Here is a 14,782-nt window from a genome sequence, read left to right on the forward strand (position 1 = left end):
TCGGTGCCAGGGCGTACCGCCGGATCAGTGTCCCGCCCGGCAGCTCGATCACGTGTTTCGCCGTGCTGCCGGATCGTCCTGCGTGATCCGGGGAGCACATCCATGTCGCAGCAGTTCCATCCACCACACCACGATCCTCTTTCTTGTACGTCCGAGGCATTCCTCGCCGTCTCCGACGCGTCGGCCGCAGCCCCGCCAAAGCGAAGCTGAACCATGGCGTGCGGTCCGAACCCGCCAAGCTTTTCCTGATGGTCGGGCTCCCCGGCGCCGGAAAGACCACCCGGGCCGAAGAACTCGCCGTGGCGCACCGCGCGCTGCGGCTGACGCCGGACGAGTGGATGATCTCCCTGTTCGACGGGTCGCAGCCCGACGGCAAGCGCGACATCCTGGAAGGACGGCTCATCGCCCTCGCCCTGCAAGCGCTGCGACTGGGCACCAACGTCGTGCTCGACTTCGGACTCTGGAGCCGCGACGAACGGTCGGCACTGCGCCGGCTGGCAACATCGGCCGGAGCAGCCTGCCAAGTCATCTACCTGCCCATCGACAAGGACGCCCAACGCGCCCGGATCGCACACCGCCAGGCAACCGCACCCCACACGACATTTCCGATGAGCGAGGCCGACATCGACGAATGGCGAAAGCGGTTCCAGGCACCCGATGCCACCGAACTCGGCGGCGGCGACATCCCAGCTCCGCCACCAGGGTGGCTGAGCTGGCCGGAGTGGGCCGCGGACCGATGGCCCTCACTCGCACACGGCAATGCCTCCGAGGCCCGGAGGCGACATCGGCCGACGACCGAGTGACGGATCCGCCGGGCACCGGCACGTATGTCCGCCCTCGACGGAGTCGGCGTGCCGGTCCCGGCGTCGCGGCCGCAGCACACTCGATCGCGCGGTAGACCGTCGAGCGGGCCACGCCAAACGACTCGGCCGGCTCGGCGCTGGTGTGTTCCCCGGACCGGAAGCTGCCGCTGCGACGGTGTCAGTCTCGTTGCCGGAAGGCCAACTCCGCCGTGACCGCCCGCTCCCGTAGCCGCCCGGCCTCCGCACGCGCCGCCTCCACCTCCGCGCGCGCATCCTCCAGCCGGGCCCGCTCCAACCGCAGGTCAGCCAGCAACTGATCCCGTTCGCGAACGGCAGCCTCAGCCCGCTCCCTCTCCCCCTCGGCCCGGGCCCGCTCCTCCAGAACAGCGGCCGCGGCCTCCTTCTCCACAGCGGCGAGCCGCTCGGCCGCCATCGCCAGCTCCCGCCGCCTGTTCTCCTCCGCCCGCGCGACCTCGGCGCCGGCCGCCTCACGCACCTGCGCCGCCTCGTTGAGCGCGACGGCGCGCTCCCGCTGCGCCTCCGCGCCCACCCGCTCGGCGCTCTCCGCGCGTGCCACCGCCCGGTCGCGCTCCTGCTCGGCAGCCTGCGCCGTGGCCGCCGCCGCGGCGACGTCCCGCTCGGCCCGTTCCCGCCCGCGCACGGCCACCGCCATCTCCTCGCGCGCCCGCGTCTCTCCCTCCCGCGCCTGCTCAGCCTCCTGCCGAGCCTGTACGGCCTGCGCCCGCGCCTCCTCCGAACGCGATTCGGCCGCCTCCACCTGCCCGGCCAACTCCCGAACAGCCTGCTCCCTGGCCCGTTCGGTCTGCTCGACGCGTCGTACCGCTTCCTCGGCCCGCTGCTCGGCCACCTCCGCCCGCCGACCGGCCTCCTCGGCGGCCTGCAGTGCCTGCCGCTCGGTGCTGGCCGCCTCCCGCAACGCCGCCAGCGCCTGCTCGCGGGCCCTTTCGGCGTCGCCGAGCGCGTTGTCCCGCTCCGCCTCGGCCTCGTCCAGCCGCTCGCGCATCTCCCCGGTCTGCCGGCGCGCGTGCTCGGCGGCCTCGCGCGCCAGCCGTACCTGCTCGAACGCCTGCTCCCGCTCGGTGCGCGCGATGGCCACCCGGGTGTGCGCCTCAGCCTGCACCGCGCTCAGCCTGGCCTCCACCCCGGCCGGGCTCAACTCGTCGGACAGCGCCTGCGCGAGCGGCTCGATCGCCGCGGCCAGCCCGCTCTCCATCCGCTCGTACAACTGCTCGGCCCTGGCCAGCGCCCCTTCCAGCCCAGGCGTCGCCCGCCGCAACTCCCGCTCCCGCTTGGCCGCGGCCTGGCAGTCCCCTTCGGGGCAGTAGGCCTTGGGCCGCCCCCTCCCCCGCCGCTGCTCGATGGGCGCCCCACAGTGCTTGCACGGCGTAACCGTGCCGATCTCACCAGTCACCGCAGCACCCTACCATTTTTGATTTTCCAGAAAATAAAAATCAAATATTAAGATCTGTTGCGCACCTCTCCGCGAACAGTAACTTGCGAGAATGCATAATTCCCGCAAGTAAGCACGCAAGGCGATCCGCACCCGGGCTGACGAGCTGGCCAACGCGCTGATGCAGGTGAGCGCGGCGGTGAACACCGCCCGGTTCATCCGCGGCTGCGGATTGCCACGAAGTTGGCCTGCCGTTAAGGAAGCTGCTGCCAAGTACACCCATTCGATTGCGCCGCCCTTGGAATGGACGGGTGCGCACCAGTTGTCCAAATCGAGGTCCTCGACGTTGAGCGCGAGGATCTCGCTGGCCCGGCCGGCCGTTTCGCGCAGCATCCGCCACAGGGTCTTCTCCCGTCGCAGGATGTCGCGCCGTGACGGCAGCCGGGGGATTGTGGTCTTGGCGACCGCGCGGGTCTCGTCGGCAATTTCCTTGCGACGTTCGGCGTCGGCCGGGAACGGCGGCGCGGCCCAGCGCGTCTTGGCGTGGCACCAGGTGAGTCAGGAGGTCACAGCGGCGCGGTTTCGGTTCCAGGTCGCCGACGAGCTCGCCTCCCACAGGTCGGTGAGTGCGGTGCCGATCTCGGTGTCGGCGACCTAGGCGAGCGGCGGCCGAGCAGGGCGATGACGCGGTCGATGGCCGAGGCGTGGTGGGTGTTGAGGTTGGCCGTGCGCGGGGTGGCGAGGAAGGCATCGGCGGCTGCGGCGAGGGTGATGTACCGGATTGTGGACCTGCAGCGGAACTGTTTCGTACGGTAAGGGCTTTCACGCAGGCCAGAGCGGCTATCGGACAGGGCCGGTGCGGGATCGTTAACGTACGGTCCCGTTCGGTCGCAGCTCGCCTCTGACCGTTGTTTCGAGGTGGATCCGCTGGTGGTGACATCGGGTGACGATGATCTTCGTGTCCGGAAGTCCGTCAGTAACGGACAAGATCGGTTCAGTTCCGTCGCCGTCAGGTTGGGAGACAGCCCTGGATGGCGCGTCGTCAGCTGCGGGGTTCGCTGGCGCGCAGCAGTCGTACCCGCTGCCGGTGCCCGCGCGGCTGGGCGATGACTGCCCCGGCGCCGCCGCGCGGTCAGGTCGGCGATGGCAGCGAGCGCGGCCAGGGCGGGGCCGACGGTGACTGACTGTGCCCTGGTGGGCCTCCAGCTGGCAGGTCTGCCAGCGCGAGACCTCGGCGATGGGTTCGGTTGCCGGACGTCAGTCGGTGTCCCCGATGATGGCCGGCCACCAGTGGACGATCAAAGCAGGGGGCCAACAAGGCGTCGAACTCGGCTACGCGAAGCCCTGCTCGGCGGGGGGCACGGTGCAGGCGGAGGGGGCCACCCCAGGTTCAGGGCGATGTCTTGTGTCATACCTCGACGGTAGACCTGTACCTAACCTCAGCCCGCGTGAGCAACCTCAAGGGCTGGCCGTACACGCCCAGGCCGGCGTGCGCAGTCAGCAGGCCTGGGCGAGTCGTGCCGAGTGAGTCAGGTCGGGCGTGCACGTGCGGCGACCTCCTCGGACGCCAGGACCGCGGCGCCGACGATCCGCCCGTATCAGAGGACGTGGGCTCTCATTGGCCGTCCGTTCACCAGGTCACCGGCAGTGAGTTCAGGCCGTGCACGAGGCTGAAGGACCGGAAGTCGGCTGGCTCGTCCGGGTCGGCCAGGGCGAGGCCGGGGAAGCGCTGGAGCAGAGCGGGGAAAGGCGAGGCGCATCTCCATCCGCGCCAGCGGGGCCCCGAGACAGTGGTGCACCCCATGGCCGAAGGCGACGTGGCCGGCGGCCCCCGGGTGATATCGAGGGTCTCGGGATCGTCGATGAAGGCGCTGTCGCGGTTGGCGGCGGGCAGCGAGCAGATCACCATCGAGCCCGCGGGGATGGCATGCCCGGCGATCTCCACCTCCGTCGTGGTCGTGCGCGGTGGTAGCGACTGCACGATGGACAGCCAGCGCAGCAGCTCCTCGATGGCGGGCTCGATCTGCGCCGGATCTTTGCGGATCGTGGCGAGTTGGTCTGGGTGTCGCAGCAGGGCCAGGGTGCCCAGGGCGAGCATGTTCGAGGTGGTCTCATGTCCGGCCAGTAGCAGCAGTCCCGCGATGCCGATCAGCTCGTCGGTGCTGAGCTCGTCGCCGTGCTCGCGTATCAGCATGCCGAGCATGTCCTCGCCCGGGTCGGCCTGGGCGCGTTCCACCAGCCCGGCCATGTAGGCGCGGTCCTCCCGCTGCGCCGCGGCACGCTGCTTCATCGGCAACGAGGTGTCGAGCATGCGCACGGAACGATCCTGAAAGGCGGCGCGGTCGGCGTACGGCACACCCAGCAACTCGCAGATCACCAGCGACGGCACCGGCAACGCGAAGTGAGCCACCAGGTCGGCCGGCCTGCCCGCCCGCTCCAGATCGTCCAGAGCCGCCTGGACGATCTCGGTGATCCGCGGCTCAAGCCTGCGCATCCGGCGCATCGTGAACTCCGGGGTGAGCATCCGGCGCAGCCGCGTGTGCTCGGGCAGGTCGAACCCGATCAGATTCCCGGCCCGCATCGCGGCCAGCTCGTCCGCGTCCAGCTCATCGAGCCCCCGGAACGGTCTCAGGACGCTGCTGAAGCGGGCCGGATCCGACAGCACCTGGCGAACATTCTCGTGGCGGCAGACCAGGTACGCGGGCAGGCCGAACGGCGTCTCCACCCGCACGACGCCCTCGCCATCTCGTGCCTTGGCCAGTTCTCCGACCGGGTCGAGCCCGTTCCGCCGCATGTGCAGCGGCAACTCCTGCGCGTGCGTCATCTTCTGTCCATCCATCCTGTGATCGTGTGGGATTTCAATGCGCTATCAGGCAAGGGAAAGGCGATGGAGATCGAGCGTCTTGTGTGGTTTCACCGGTCTGCGACGATGCCCGTCCATCGCGGGGTTTTGGCGCCGGCGGAACCCTTTCGACCTCGAGCGAGGCGCACGCGAAACCCAGCGTGTCCCGTACTCGCTAAGATCATCCTCTATCGGTCGGGCACCACTTGCTGTTCCCGACTCTCCTAGCGCTGCGGCCCCATCGTCCACGGCCTGAGCTTGTCGGGGTTGCGTACCGCCCAGATGTGCTGCATCCGGTCGCCTGCGGTGTCGAACGCGTACACCGATACGGTGATGCCGTCTTGCTGGGCGATCAGGCCGGGCTGGCCGTTGACCGTACGCTCCAGGAGCGTCAGCTTGTGTAGCCTGCCCTCGAGATTGACCAGGGAGCGCGCGATCTGCTCGGCGCCTTCGATCGGGCGGAGCAAGGCGCCGACGATGCCGCCGCCACGGCGATCGCCGTGGCGTCGGGGTCGAGAAGGCCGATGAGGGCATTGATGTCCTTGGCCTCCCAGGCCTGCTAGAAGCCTTTGACGATGCGGGCCTGCCCGGCTGCCACAGCCGCGGGAGTCTGCGGCGCGCGGATGCGGCGGCGGGCCGAGGAGGCCAGCTGGCGGCAGGCCGCCGGGGTGCGGCCGACGATCTCGGCCACTTCGGCGAAGGAGTAGCGGAAGACGTCGTGCAGGATGAACGCGACGCGCTCGGCCGGGGTCATCGCTTCGAGCACGACGAGGAAGGCCATGTTGACCGACTCATCCAGGGTGACCCGGTCGGCAGGGTCGACGGTGATGCCATCCGCCCGCCCGGTGATCCACTCCGTAGGTTCGGGTAGCGGTTCGGGGATCCATTCGCCCACGTAGGTCTCGCGCCGGGCGCGTGCCGAGGAGAGCAGGTTGAGGCAGATACGGCTGGCCACCGTGGTCAACCAGGCGCCGGGGGATCCGATGGCGTCCTGCTGTTGCCGGGGCAGGGTGTACCAGCGGGCGTAGGTCTCTTGGACGACATCTTCGGCGTCGGCCAGGGAGCCCAGGAGCCGGTAGGTGAGATTGATCAGCTGGCGCCGTTCGCTCATGATCGCGCTCAGGCCGGGATCGAGCTGGTCGCCTCCCGGCTCGGACGGGGTCGTCATGGTGTCGTCGGCTCCCTTGGTCGCATCTGTCTTTACCTGTTCGACAAGACAGCCCAGTGAACTGTGAGGTTGGCGTGCCGCCTCACATGTCACCTCACATTCCGAGGTGTTCTGTTGTCGGACTAGTGAGACACCGTCCAGCACGCAGGAAAGCTGACCTCGGCGGGTATGCGGGTCGCCGTCGAGAACCCCCGTCGGAATGCGTGACCGTCCCCGCGGTCGGCCACTTCGTGATGAAGGACCAACCCCCATCGGGTCGCAAGTCTCACATCCTCGCTGAGATCGAGAAGGGAAGACCTCGCCATGCCCACGTCTGAACACCACACACCCCACAAGGTCGTCGTCATTGGCGGCGGCTACGCCGGAACACTGGCGGCCAACCATCTGCGAATGCGCGCCGACATCGACATCACACTGGTCAATCCCCGCCCGGAGTTCGTCGAACGAGTCCGGCTGCACCAGTTCGTGGCCCGCACCGGCGAGGCCACGGTGGACTACGGCACGCTTCTGGGCGAGGGGATCGGGTTGGTCGTCGACAGCGCCACGCGCATCGACACCGCTGCCCGCACAGTGCAGCTGGCATCGGGCCGCGCGCTGGACTACGACTATGTTATCTACGCGGTCGGCAGCACCGGGGTGACACCGTCGTCGGTGCCCGGCGCGGCCGAATTCGCGTTCGACGTTGCTGAATTCGAGACCGCGCAACGGTTGCGTGCCGGGCTGGAGGAGTTGCCCCTGGATGCTCCGGTCACCGTGGTCGGCGGCGGGTTGACCGGTATCGAGACGGCCGCCGAGCTGGCCGAGCAAGGACGCACGGTCACGCTGGTGTGTGGCCGGACCCTGGCGCCGTCCTTCAGCGCACCGGGTCGCCGCGCCGTGGCCAAGTGGCTGTCCAGGCACGGTGCCATGGTGCTCGAGGACGTCGCGGTGACCGAGGTCCGGCCGGACGCGGTCGTCTTCGCCGACGGTGCGGTGCACGCGAGCGCATTGACCATCTGGGCGGCCGGTTTCGGCGTGCCGCAGCTGGCGGCCGCGAGCGGGCTGGACACCGACGAGCTCGGCCGGCTGCTCACCGACGAGACACTGACCAGCGTCGACGACGACCGCGTCGTCGCGGCCGGCGACTCCGCCGCACCGTCGGGCCAGCCGCTGCGGATGAGCTGCTACGCCGCCGGGCCGCTCGGGGCGCAGGCCGCCAACACCGTGCTGAGCCGCATCGCGGGAACCGAACCGGCGACGATCAGACTGGCCTTCTCGGGAGCGTGTGTCAGCCTCGGCCGGCGCTCGGCCATCCGACAGCTCGCCGGTAAGGACGACACCGCGGTGAACGTCTACATCAGCGGCCGCATGGGCGCGGCGATCAAGGAAGTGACCGCCAATTTCGCGGTGTCGAGAATCCGTCGCGAAGCCCGCAAGCCGGGTTCCCTCGTCTGGCCCAAGGGCGGCCCGCGTCCCGAGCAGTCGGCCTCCGCTCCGCGAGGGGTCACTTCCCCGTAATCCCCGGCGAGCGCAGGGAGGGCTGGAGTCGCGAAGTTCCATACCCGCGTCCGACCCTCCCCTCACCCGTGAGAGCAGCGAAACCCCCGTTGAGATTGAGAAGGAAGACCTCACCGTGTCCACGCCCACGACGGCGACAACAATCGAAGCTCGGAAAACTCCGCCGCGGCTGCGTGGACGGGCGGTGCTGGGCGTGATGCGTTGGATCGTCACCGCGCACACCGTCGCGATCTTCGCCGAGCCGGTGTTCGCCGGCCGCTACATGATCGGCGACTACGACATGCTGGCGCTGCACACGCTCGGCGCGGATCTGGTCACCTATTTCGGGCTGGCGCAGGTCGTGCTGTCGGCGGTGCTCTGGCGGCGAGCCGGGACGCGCTGGCCGTTCTGGGCAAGCCTGCTGCTGTTCCTGGGCGAGTCCGGGCAGTACTTCGCGGGAGTGGCCGGTGCGCTGGACCTGCATTTCCCGCTGGGCGTCGCGCTCGCCATGTACGCGTCGATCATGCTGGTCGAGATCTGGCGGACAGCCGGAGAGCAGCCCGGGGGGCAGCGATGAGCGGGCTGTCCCGGCGCCGGTTCTTCGGCCTGACCGGCGGGGCGGGCGCGCTGTTCGCAGCCGGGCTCGCCGGGCCACGGCTGTTCGGATCCGCTGCGGCTTCCGGGGGACTGCTCATCAGCAAAGTGCCGCTACCCGCAGGGCACGTTCCCCGGGCCGACCATCGAGTCCCGCAGCGGCCGGACGGCAATCGTCCGGCACCGCAACGAACTCCCGGTACCGACCGTCGTCCACCTGCACGGCGGCCGCACCCCGCCGGAGTCCGACGGCTACACCACCGACCTGGTGCTGCCCGCCGGCGGCACGCACACGACGCACTCGCACGGCGGGCACACGAGCATGCGGGATCCGCACGCAAAGGTCGCCCAGGGCGTGCGCGATTACGTGTACCCGTTGCAGCAGCCTGCATCGACGCTCTGGTACCACGATCACCGGATGGACTTCACCGGGCCCGCCGTCTACCGCGGCCTGGCCGGATTCCACCTCGTGCGGGATGCCGAAGAGGACGCGTTGCCGCTGCCGTACGGCGAGCGCGAACTGCCGCTGATGATCACTGACCGGGCGTTCGCCGAGGACGGCTCGATGCACTACCCGTCCGTCGACCCGTCACTGACCACCGTGCCCGGCGTCGAGGACTCCTACATCGAGGGGGTGCTCGGCGACGTGATCCTGGTGAACGGCGCACCCTGGCCGGTGGCCGAAGTGTCGGCGACCAGACACCGACTGCGGGTGCTCAACGCGTCCAACGCCCGCCGCTATGACCTCGCGCTCGACCCACCGCCACCCGGCGGCCAGGCCTTCACACAGATCGGCTCGGACCAGGGCCTGCTCGACACGCCGCGCGTGCACGACCACCTCCCGATAGCCGCGGCCGAACGCTATGACCTGGTCGTAAAGACCTGGGTATCAGCGACTCCTGTCTGCGGAATTGGATGCGCCAGGCCGACATCGATGACAACGGCGGTGCGAAGCTGACCAGCGCGGAGAAGAAGGAACTCGCCGATCTGCAGCGCCGAACCCGGCAGCTTGAGCTGGAGAACGAGATCCTCAAGCGGGCGGCTGCGTATTTCGCCCGGGAAAACGTGCTCCCAAAATAGGGTACGCGCTGGTCCGTGAACTCGCCGATGATGACTTTCCTGTCGCGGTGGCCTGCCGGGTGTTGAATATTTCCAGATCGGGTTACAAAGACTGGGTCGGCCGGCCGCAGTCACCACGCGACCAAAGAAACACCGAACTCCTGAAGCTGATCCGTGACATCCATGAGACGTCGCGGTACAGCTACGGCTCACCGCGGGTCCACGCGGAGCTGACGCTCGGCCTGGACCTGGAGATCAACCGCAAGTGCGTCGAACGACTCATGCGCGAGGCTGGCATCCAGGGCATCTACCGGCGCAAGGGCCGCCGCAACCTCGTCAACGCCGCCACCGAGGAGGATCTGGTCCGCCGGGCCTTCACGGTGGACGCGCCTGACCGGCTGTGGGTCAGCGATATCACCGAGCACCTACCGACGAAGGGAAACTGTATTGCGCCGCTGTCATGGACGCCTATTCTCGTCGCATCATCGGCCATTCCATCGACATACGCCAGACCAGCGTTCTGGTCGTCGACGCGATGGTCATGGCCGTCACCCGCCGTAACCCGCCCAGCAAGAAGACGATCCTGCATTCGGATCACGGAACGCAGTACACATCGTTCTCGTATGGGAAACGACTCCGCGATGCCGAACTCCTCGGCTCGATGGGAACCGTCGGCGATTGCTACGAAAATGCCATGATGGAATCGTTCTGGGGAACGATGCAGCTCGAACTGCTCGACATCAATAAATGGTCAACAAGGGCCGAGTTGGCCAGCGCGATGTTTGAATGGATCGAGTGCTGGTATAACCCATATAGGCGTCATTCCAGCATCGGCATGAACAGCCCAATTGCGTTCGAAAAGCTCTACAAGCCCTCAAACCCAACCTCGTGATCCCACACCATCGGTGGCCGTCGTACGGGGGGGGGAACCTCATCCGGGCTGTGGGAGCGCGAGCAGCAACTGCTCTGGGAGCGTTACCGCTGGGACGCCGACAAGGCCTGATGTGACTGGCGGCGCCTGGCGGAGAGAGGGTAGCCCGTCACGCTTGCATGGATGATGGCGCGAATGCTCCGCATGGGCCGGTCCGGCTGGATGGCCTCGACGGTCTCGCCGTTCGCGCGGCGTCGGAGCACGGTGTGCAGCATGTCGTCGGTGATGACCGGTGGCCGACCGCCGTGCCTGCCTTGGCGGGAGGCGGCATCGAGCCCTTCGAGGGTGGCCTCGCGGATGTTCTCCCGTTCGGTCTCGGCCATCGCGGTGAAGAAGCCGAATAGCAGACGGCCCGGACCGGTGGGGTCGTAAATTCCCGCCAGCGGTCCGGCGAGCATCCGCGCTCGGCGTGTCCGGGTCGACCGGCGCGGGGACGGAGGTGCCGGGCCGCCACGGCTGCCCCGGCCCGCGGTCGGCGGGGGTCGGCACGCGCAGGAGCTTGGCGAGCCGGGGCATCTTCGTGAAGCGGCCGGTGTGGTATGCGCCGGCGACCGCGCCAGAACGCGAGCGGCAGGGCGAGCCTGGCGATGCGTGACAGCGGGGGCAGGGGTGGCGCTCGATGCCGTCGGCGTCGGACGCGAGTGCGGGGTGAGGCTCCGTCATGACCCCGGATGCTGTCACAAACATTTCCCAGAACGTGTCCGCCTCCACTTTGAGTGAGAACGAGTTGTGACAGTGAATCCGGGGGCCGCTTCCGCCGACTGCTCTGGATCTTGCTCCGGGAAAGGGTTCGTTCGTGAGAGTCGCGCGAAGGTGGGGCCGAGCGGAGGTCAGGGACGCTCGGGCAGGAGTTCGGCGAGCAGGCCGAGCGCGCCGAGCTGGTCTTATCCAAGCTAGTCCAGCTCGACGGCAGGTCCGCCTGTGGGCCGTCGTTCACCACGGAAAGTAGTCGTGAGAGATTGGACGGCGACGGAGACGACACCGGCCTCGCTTTCGGCTGCCGGTTCCTCCCGCTTCTCCTGAAGCAACCACTGGCCGACGATCAAGACGCATGGCTAGGCCGCATCGACCCGCGATGGACCACCGTTGCCGGTGACCGTCGGTAATCAGCCGCCGAAGCTGCACGCCGAATACGCGACACCTCTACATGCGAGCCCCCCAGTCCCGAGGCCGGACGGGCAGGGTGCGCCCGCCCGGCGTCGTAACGTGATCGTCAGACGTGCCGGGACGGCGGGCCGAACCACGTCCGCAGCGCTGCGGCGAGTTCGGCGGGTTCGGTGCCTGCCCACGCCACGTACCCGTCGGGGCGGACCAGGACCGTCTCGCGTGGCGGGGCCCCAGGTGCGGCGGTGACGGTCAGCAGGTCCACCCGGCCGGACCAGGGCGAGGCCGTGTCCGCCAGCGTGTCCGTCTCCGGCGGGCACAGCAGCATCGGTCTGCCGTGGCGCGCCCGCTCCGCCAGGCGCACGGAGCCGCCGTCGGCGTTCACCCGGAGGTCGGCAACCCACCTGCCCGTCGACGGGTGCCCGCCTGGTGCGGCGGACGGGTAGACAACGTCGGAGCCCGACATCATCGCGGCGATCCGGCGGGCCGCCGCGGGGTCTGCCAGCAGGTCGCCGAGCACTTCGCGCAGTGCGGTGACGTCGGCCCCTGGGGCCAGCAGTGCCGACTGCGCCCTGCTGGAGCTCATCACCCTGCGTCCGGCCAGGTGGCGTTCGGCGTGGTAGGTGTCCAGCAGGCCGGGCGGCGCCCAGCCGTTGAGCTCGGCGGCCAGCTTCCAGCCGAGGTTGGCCGCGTCCTGCAGGCCGAGGTTGAGACCCGGTGCGCCGACCGAAGAATGCGCGTGTGCCGCGTCGCCCGCCAGGAAGACCCGGCCCCGCCGGTAGTGCTCCGCCAGGCGCGAACTGGTGCCCGTCCGGCGTCGCAGCAGGTGCGAGCCGGTGCCGGTCGGCCGGCGCATCGACACCTCTCGGCCGGTCACGCGGGTCACCGCCGAGCGGACCTGGTCGAAGGTGACGGGCTCGTGTTCCTCCTGCCTGCCCCACTCCATCGTCACGACCCGGTGCGTGCCGGGACCGGCCGGGACGCAGGCGAACACGCCGTGCTCGGTCCGCCGGTAGGTGAGGCCGACAGGGGTGGAGTGGTCGCCGGTCAGCTCCGCCAGGTGCTCGTCGGAGAGCACGGCGTCCGCGGCGTAGGTGAGCGGATGCGGACTGCTCGTTCCCGTGAAGACGATGCCCGCCTGCCTGCGGACCCTGCTGTGCGCGCCGTCGCACCCGATCAGGTACCGGGTGCGCACCGTGCCCGTGGTCAGCCGCACCGTCACCCTGTCCGCGTCCTGCTCGAAACCGACCAGCTCGCTGCCGCGGCGGATCTCGGCGCCGAGCTCCAGCGCCCGCTCCTCCAGCCGTGTCTCCAGGTCCCACTGGTGGACGGTGAAGCCGTACAGCTGGTTCTCCGGCCAGTCGTGCAGGCGCAGTGTCATCCCGCCGTAGAGGTATGCCTCCAGCGGCCGGGGTGCCTCGGCGTCCCCGGTGATGCGCTGGTACAGGCCGCGGTGGTCGAGCAGCCTCACGACCTGTCCTACGATGCCGCCCGCCTTGGGCTCCCGGGCGCGCTCGTGCGCGCTGTCGACCACCAGGGGCCGCACGCCGGACAGGTGCAGTTCGGCGGCCAGCATCAGACCGACTGGGCCTGCTCCCACGATCACCACGTCGAAATCTTCGGTGACGAACTCATTCACCAGTGCTGCTCCATGTCTGTTGGCGCATGTGCCGGTTCCGGCCGTGCGCGTGAGAACGAAATCGGTGCCATCGGCGGCGGTCAGCGGAAGTAGTGGCCGGCCTCCAGGTCGGCCAGGAGTCCGGGCTCGCGGGGGAACCAGCCCAGCAGGTCCTGCGTGTAGGCGCTCGACGCCGGCTGGTCGACGGCGAGGAGGCCGCCGAGAAAGCCGAGGGTCTCGGCGGGCAGCGACGCGCTGGGCAGACCGAGGTGCCTGCCGATGGCCTGGGCGACGGCCAGGATGGGTACGCCTTCGTCGCCGACCGCGTGCAGGACCGATCCGGCGGGGGCGTCCTCCAGTCCGGCGCGGAACAATCGGGCCGCGTCGAGCACGTGCACGGCAGGCCAGCGCTGCGACCCGTCGCCGACGTAACCGCAAACGCCGTCCCTGCGCGCGATGGCGACGAGCTGGGCGATGAAGCCGGCGTCGCCCTCGCCGTGCACGGACCGGGGCAGCCGCACCACGCAGGACCGAACGCCGTGCCGGGCGAGGTCGAGCACGACGCGGGCGTTCGCCCCGCGCACTGCGGCGGGACCGTCCCCGGCGGAGTCACTGCGCTCGGTGGCGAGAACGCCGGGTTCCGCCGGGGTTCCCGACGCCACCACCAGGGGCTTTCCCGAACCGGCCAGCGCCGCCCCCAGTGCCCCGAGCACTTCCCCCTCCTCCTTCACCGACTGTTCGAACCGGGAGAAGTCGTGGTCGAAGGCCAGGTGGATGACGCCGTCGACGCCGCGGGCCAGTGCGGCCACGGCGTCGAGGTCCGCCACGTCGCCGAGGACCGGCTCGCCCCCGGCCGCCGCTACGGCACGCGCTGAGGAGTCCGACCGGACGAGGCCGACAACCTGGTGTCCGGCGGCGAGGAGTTCGCGCAGGACGGGGGAACCGATCCAGCCGGAGGCGCCGGTGACGAAAACTCGCATGAGTCGCTCTTTTCCAGTGATGGGACTTTGTCCCGTCAACGTAGCACGATGACGGGACAAAGTCCCATCGTCTATCCTGGGCGCATGAGCCGCTGGGAGCCGCAGGCGCGGGAACGACTTGTACGCGCCGCCGTGGAACTGTTCGACGAGCACGGTTACGACAGCACCACCGTCGTGCAGATCGCCCAGCGGGCCGGCCTGACCAAAAGCACCTTCTTCCGGCACTTCCCGGACAAGAGGGAAGTGCTCTTCGCCGGCCAGGACGTGCTGTGCGAGCTGCTGGCCGGCGGGATCGACGCCGCGCCCGACGAGGCGACGCCGCTGAGCGCCGTCGCGGCCGGCCTGGAGGCGGCGGCGGGCAACTTCACCCCCGAGCTGCACGCGATCGGCCCCGCCCTGCGCGCCGTCGTCGAGAGCAACAGCGACCTGCGGGAGCGGGAGGCACTCAAGCACCACTCCTTCGCCGACGCCATGACGCTGGCGCTGCGCCGGCGCGGCATCGCCGACCCGGCGGCCGGGCTAGCCGCCTGGCTGGGCGTCCTCGCCTTCACCGACGCCTACGCGTGCTGGATCGATCCCGCGTGCGATCAGGAACTGACCGCATTGCTCCGCCTGAAACTCCGCGAATTGCGCGCGGCCATTTCCTCCCTCGACTGAACCCGGAGTCCGCCGAGGATGGGGGGGTGGCGAGGTCGTGTACCGCGGCAGGGTGCTGCTGGGTCTCGGGTGGTACCTGGTCGCGGGCTTGGTGTGATCGATGTCCAGCGCCCGAAGTTCCGCCGAACTGCTCACCTAC

General features: G+C 69.4%; 15 protein-coding genes and 4 pseudogenes. 9 read left to right on the forward strand and 10 right to left on the reverse strand.

Features of this window, described 5'->3' with window-relative positions; translation table 11 throughout:
- The first annotated feature begins 248 nt into the window (after positions 1-248).
- Complete coding sequence (locus tag IEY87_RS34295; protein WP_189143006.1) at positions 249-803, forward strand: P-loop nucleotide/nucleoside kinase family protein; 555 nt, start codon at positions 249-251, stop codon at positions 801-803.
- A gap of 178 nt (positions 804-981) precedes the next feature.
- Here the strand turns inward: IEY87_RS34295 and IEY87_RS34300 are convergent, their stop codons facing one another.
- From IEY87_RS34300 to IEY87_RS46175, 6 genes and pseudogenes are all read right to left on the reverse strand, one after another.
- Positions 982-2,235: a coiled-coil domain-containing protein gene (locus IEY87_RS34300; protein ID WP_189143007.1), complete on the reverse strand. Its 1,254-nt coding sequence runs from the start codon at positions 2,233-2,235 to the stop codon at positions 982-984.
- A gap of 9 nt (positions 2,236-2,244) precedes the next feature.
- Positions 2,245-2,607: a site-specific integrase gene (locus IEY87_RS46165; RefSeq protein WP_225277895.1), complete on the reverse strand. Its 363-nt coding sequence runs from the start codon at positions 2,605-2,607 to the stop codon at positions 2,245-2,247.
- Between the two features lie 1,205 nt (positions 2,608-3,812).
- On the reverse strand, positions 3,813-4,013 hold the full coding sequence (locus IEY87_RS47300) for a hypothetical protein (protein ID WP_372462280.1): 201 nt from the start codon (positions 4,011-4,013) through the stop codon (positions 3,813-3,815).
- Positions 4,014-4,057: 44 nt separating this feature from the next.
- Positions 4,058-5,053 (reverse strand): annotated as a pseudogene (locus IEY87_RS34310) (cytochrome P450); the annotation flags it as partial.
- Between the two features lie 227 nt (positions 5,054-5,280).
- Positions 5,281-5,523, reverse strand: a complete 243-nt coding sequence (locus IEY87_RS46170) for a sigma-70 family RNA polymerase sigma factor family protein (protein WP_225277897.1) — start codon at positions 5,521-5,523, stop codon at positions 5,281-5,283.
- Between the two features lie 92 nt (positions 5,524-5,615).
- Positions 5,616-6,224, reverse strand: a complete 609-nt coding sequence (locus IEY87_RS46175) for a sigma-70 family RNA polymerase sigma factor (RefSeq protein WP_225277898.1) — start codon at positions 6,222-6,224, stop codon at positions 5,616-5,618.
- 303 nt (positions 6,225-6,527) lie between these two features.
- On the opposite strand from IEY87_RS46175, the gene IEY87_RS34320 reads away from it, so the two are divergent.
- The 7 genes and pseudogenes from IEY87_RS34320 to IEY87_RS45360 all read left to right on the forward strand — a co-directional run bounded on the left by IEY87_RS34320 (position 6,528) and on the right by IEY87_RS45360 (position 10,245).
- A complete protein-coding gene (locus IEY87_RS34320) occupies positions 6,528-7,721 on the forward strand; it encodes an NAD(P)/FAD-dependent oxidoreductase (RefSeq protein ID WP_189143008.1) in 1,194 nt (397 codons plus the stop codon).
- 193 nt (positions 7,722-7,914) lie between these two features.
- Positions 7,915-8,277 carry a hypothetical protein gene (locus IEY87_RS34325; protein WP_225277899.1) on the forward strand — a complete coding sequence of 121 codons (363 nt, stop codon included), beginning with the start codon at positions 7,915-7,917 and terminating at the stop codon, positions 8,275-8,277.
- Positions 8,278-8,370: 93 nt separating this feature from the next.
- A pseudogene (locus IEY87_RS47050) lies at positions 8,371-8,547 on the forward strand (multicopper oxidase domain-containing protein); the annotation flags it as partial.
- A gap of 15 nt (positions 8,548-8,562) precedes the next feature.
- A complete protein-coding gene (locus IEY87_RS34330) occupies positions 8,563-9,252 on the forward strand; it encodes a multicopper oxidase family protein (protein WP_308426468.1) in 690 nt (229 codons plus the stop codon).
- A complete protein-coding gene (locus tag IEY87_RS34335; RefSeq protein ID WP_189143009.1) occupies positions 9,210-9,374 on the forward strand; it encodes a hypothetical protein in 165 nt (54 codons plus the stop codon). The genes IEY87_RS34330 and IEY87_RS34335 overlap by 43 nt, the downstream gene beginning before the upstream one ends.
- A gap of 59 nt (positions 9,375-9,433) precedes the next feature.
- Positions 9,434-9,661: pseudogene (locus IEY87_RS47305) on the forward strand (IS3 family transposase); the annotation flags it as partial.
- Between the two features lie 92 nt (positions 9,662-9,753).
- Complete coding sequence (locus IEY87_RS45360; RefSeq protein WP_225277900.1) at positions 9,754-10,245, forward strand: IS3 family transposase; 492 nt, start codon at positions 9,754-9,756, stop codon at positions 10,243-10,245.
- An 83-nt stretch (positions 10,246-10,328) separates the two neighbouring features.
- Here the strand turns inward: IEY87_RS45360 and IEY87_RS46180 are convergent, their stop codons facing one another.
- From IEY87_RS46180 to IEY87_RS34355, 4 genes and pseudogenes are all read right to left on the reverse strand, one after another.
- On the reverse strand, positions 10,329-10,682 hold the full coding sequence (locus IEY87_RS46180; RefSeq protein WP_225277901.1) for a recombinase family protein: 354 nt from the start codon (positions 10,680-10,682) through the stop codon (positions 10,329-10,331).
- 94 nt (positions 10,683-10,776) lie between these two features.
- A pseudogene (locus tag IEY87_RS47420) lies at positions 10,777-10,971 on the reverse strand (zinc finger domain-containing protein); the annotation flags it as partial.
- A gap of 526 nt (positions 10,972-11,497) precedes the next feature.
- Positions 11,498-13,027, reverse strand: a complete 1,530-nt coding sequence (locus tag IEY87_RS34350) for an FAD-dependent monooxygenase (protein ID WP_225277902.1) — start codon at positions 13,025-13,027, stop codon at positions 11,498-11,500.
- An 80-nt stretch (positions 13,028-13,107) separates the two neighbouring features.
- Positions 13,108-13,986, reverse strand: coding sequence for an SDR family oxidoreductase (locus IEY87_RS34355; protein WP_189143011.1), 879 nt, complete (start codon positions 13,984-13,986; stop codon positions 13,108-13,110).
- A gap of 84 nt (positions 13,987-14,070) precedes the next feature.
- Here IEY87_RS34355 and IEY87_RS34360 point away from each other — a divergent pair, with 84 nt between their 5' ends.
- Positions 14,071-14,643: a TetR/AcrR family transcriptional regulator gene (locus tag IEY87_RS34360; RefSeq protein ID WP_189143012.1), complete on the forward strand. Its 573-nt coding sequence runs from the start codon at positions 14,071-14,073 to the stop codon at positions 14,641-14,643.
- Positions 14,644-14,782 lie beyond the last annotated feature (139 nt).

Origin of the sequence: Nonomuraea glycinis (genome assembly GCF_014646515.1) — a bacterium.
Taxonomy (GTDB): domain Bacteria; phylum Actinomycetota; class Actinomycetes; order Streptosporangiales; family Streptosporangiaceae; genus Nonomuraea; species Nonomuraea glycinis.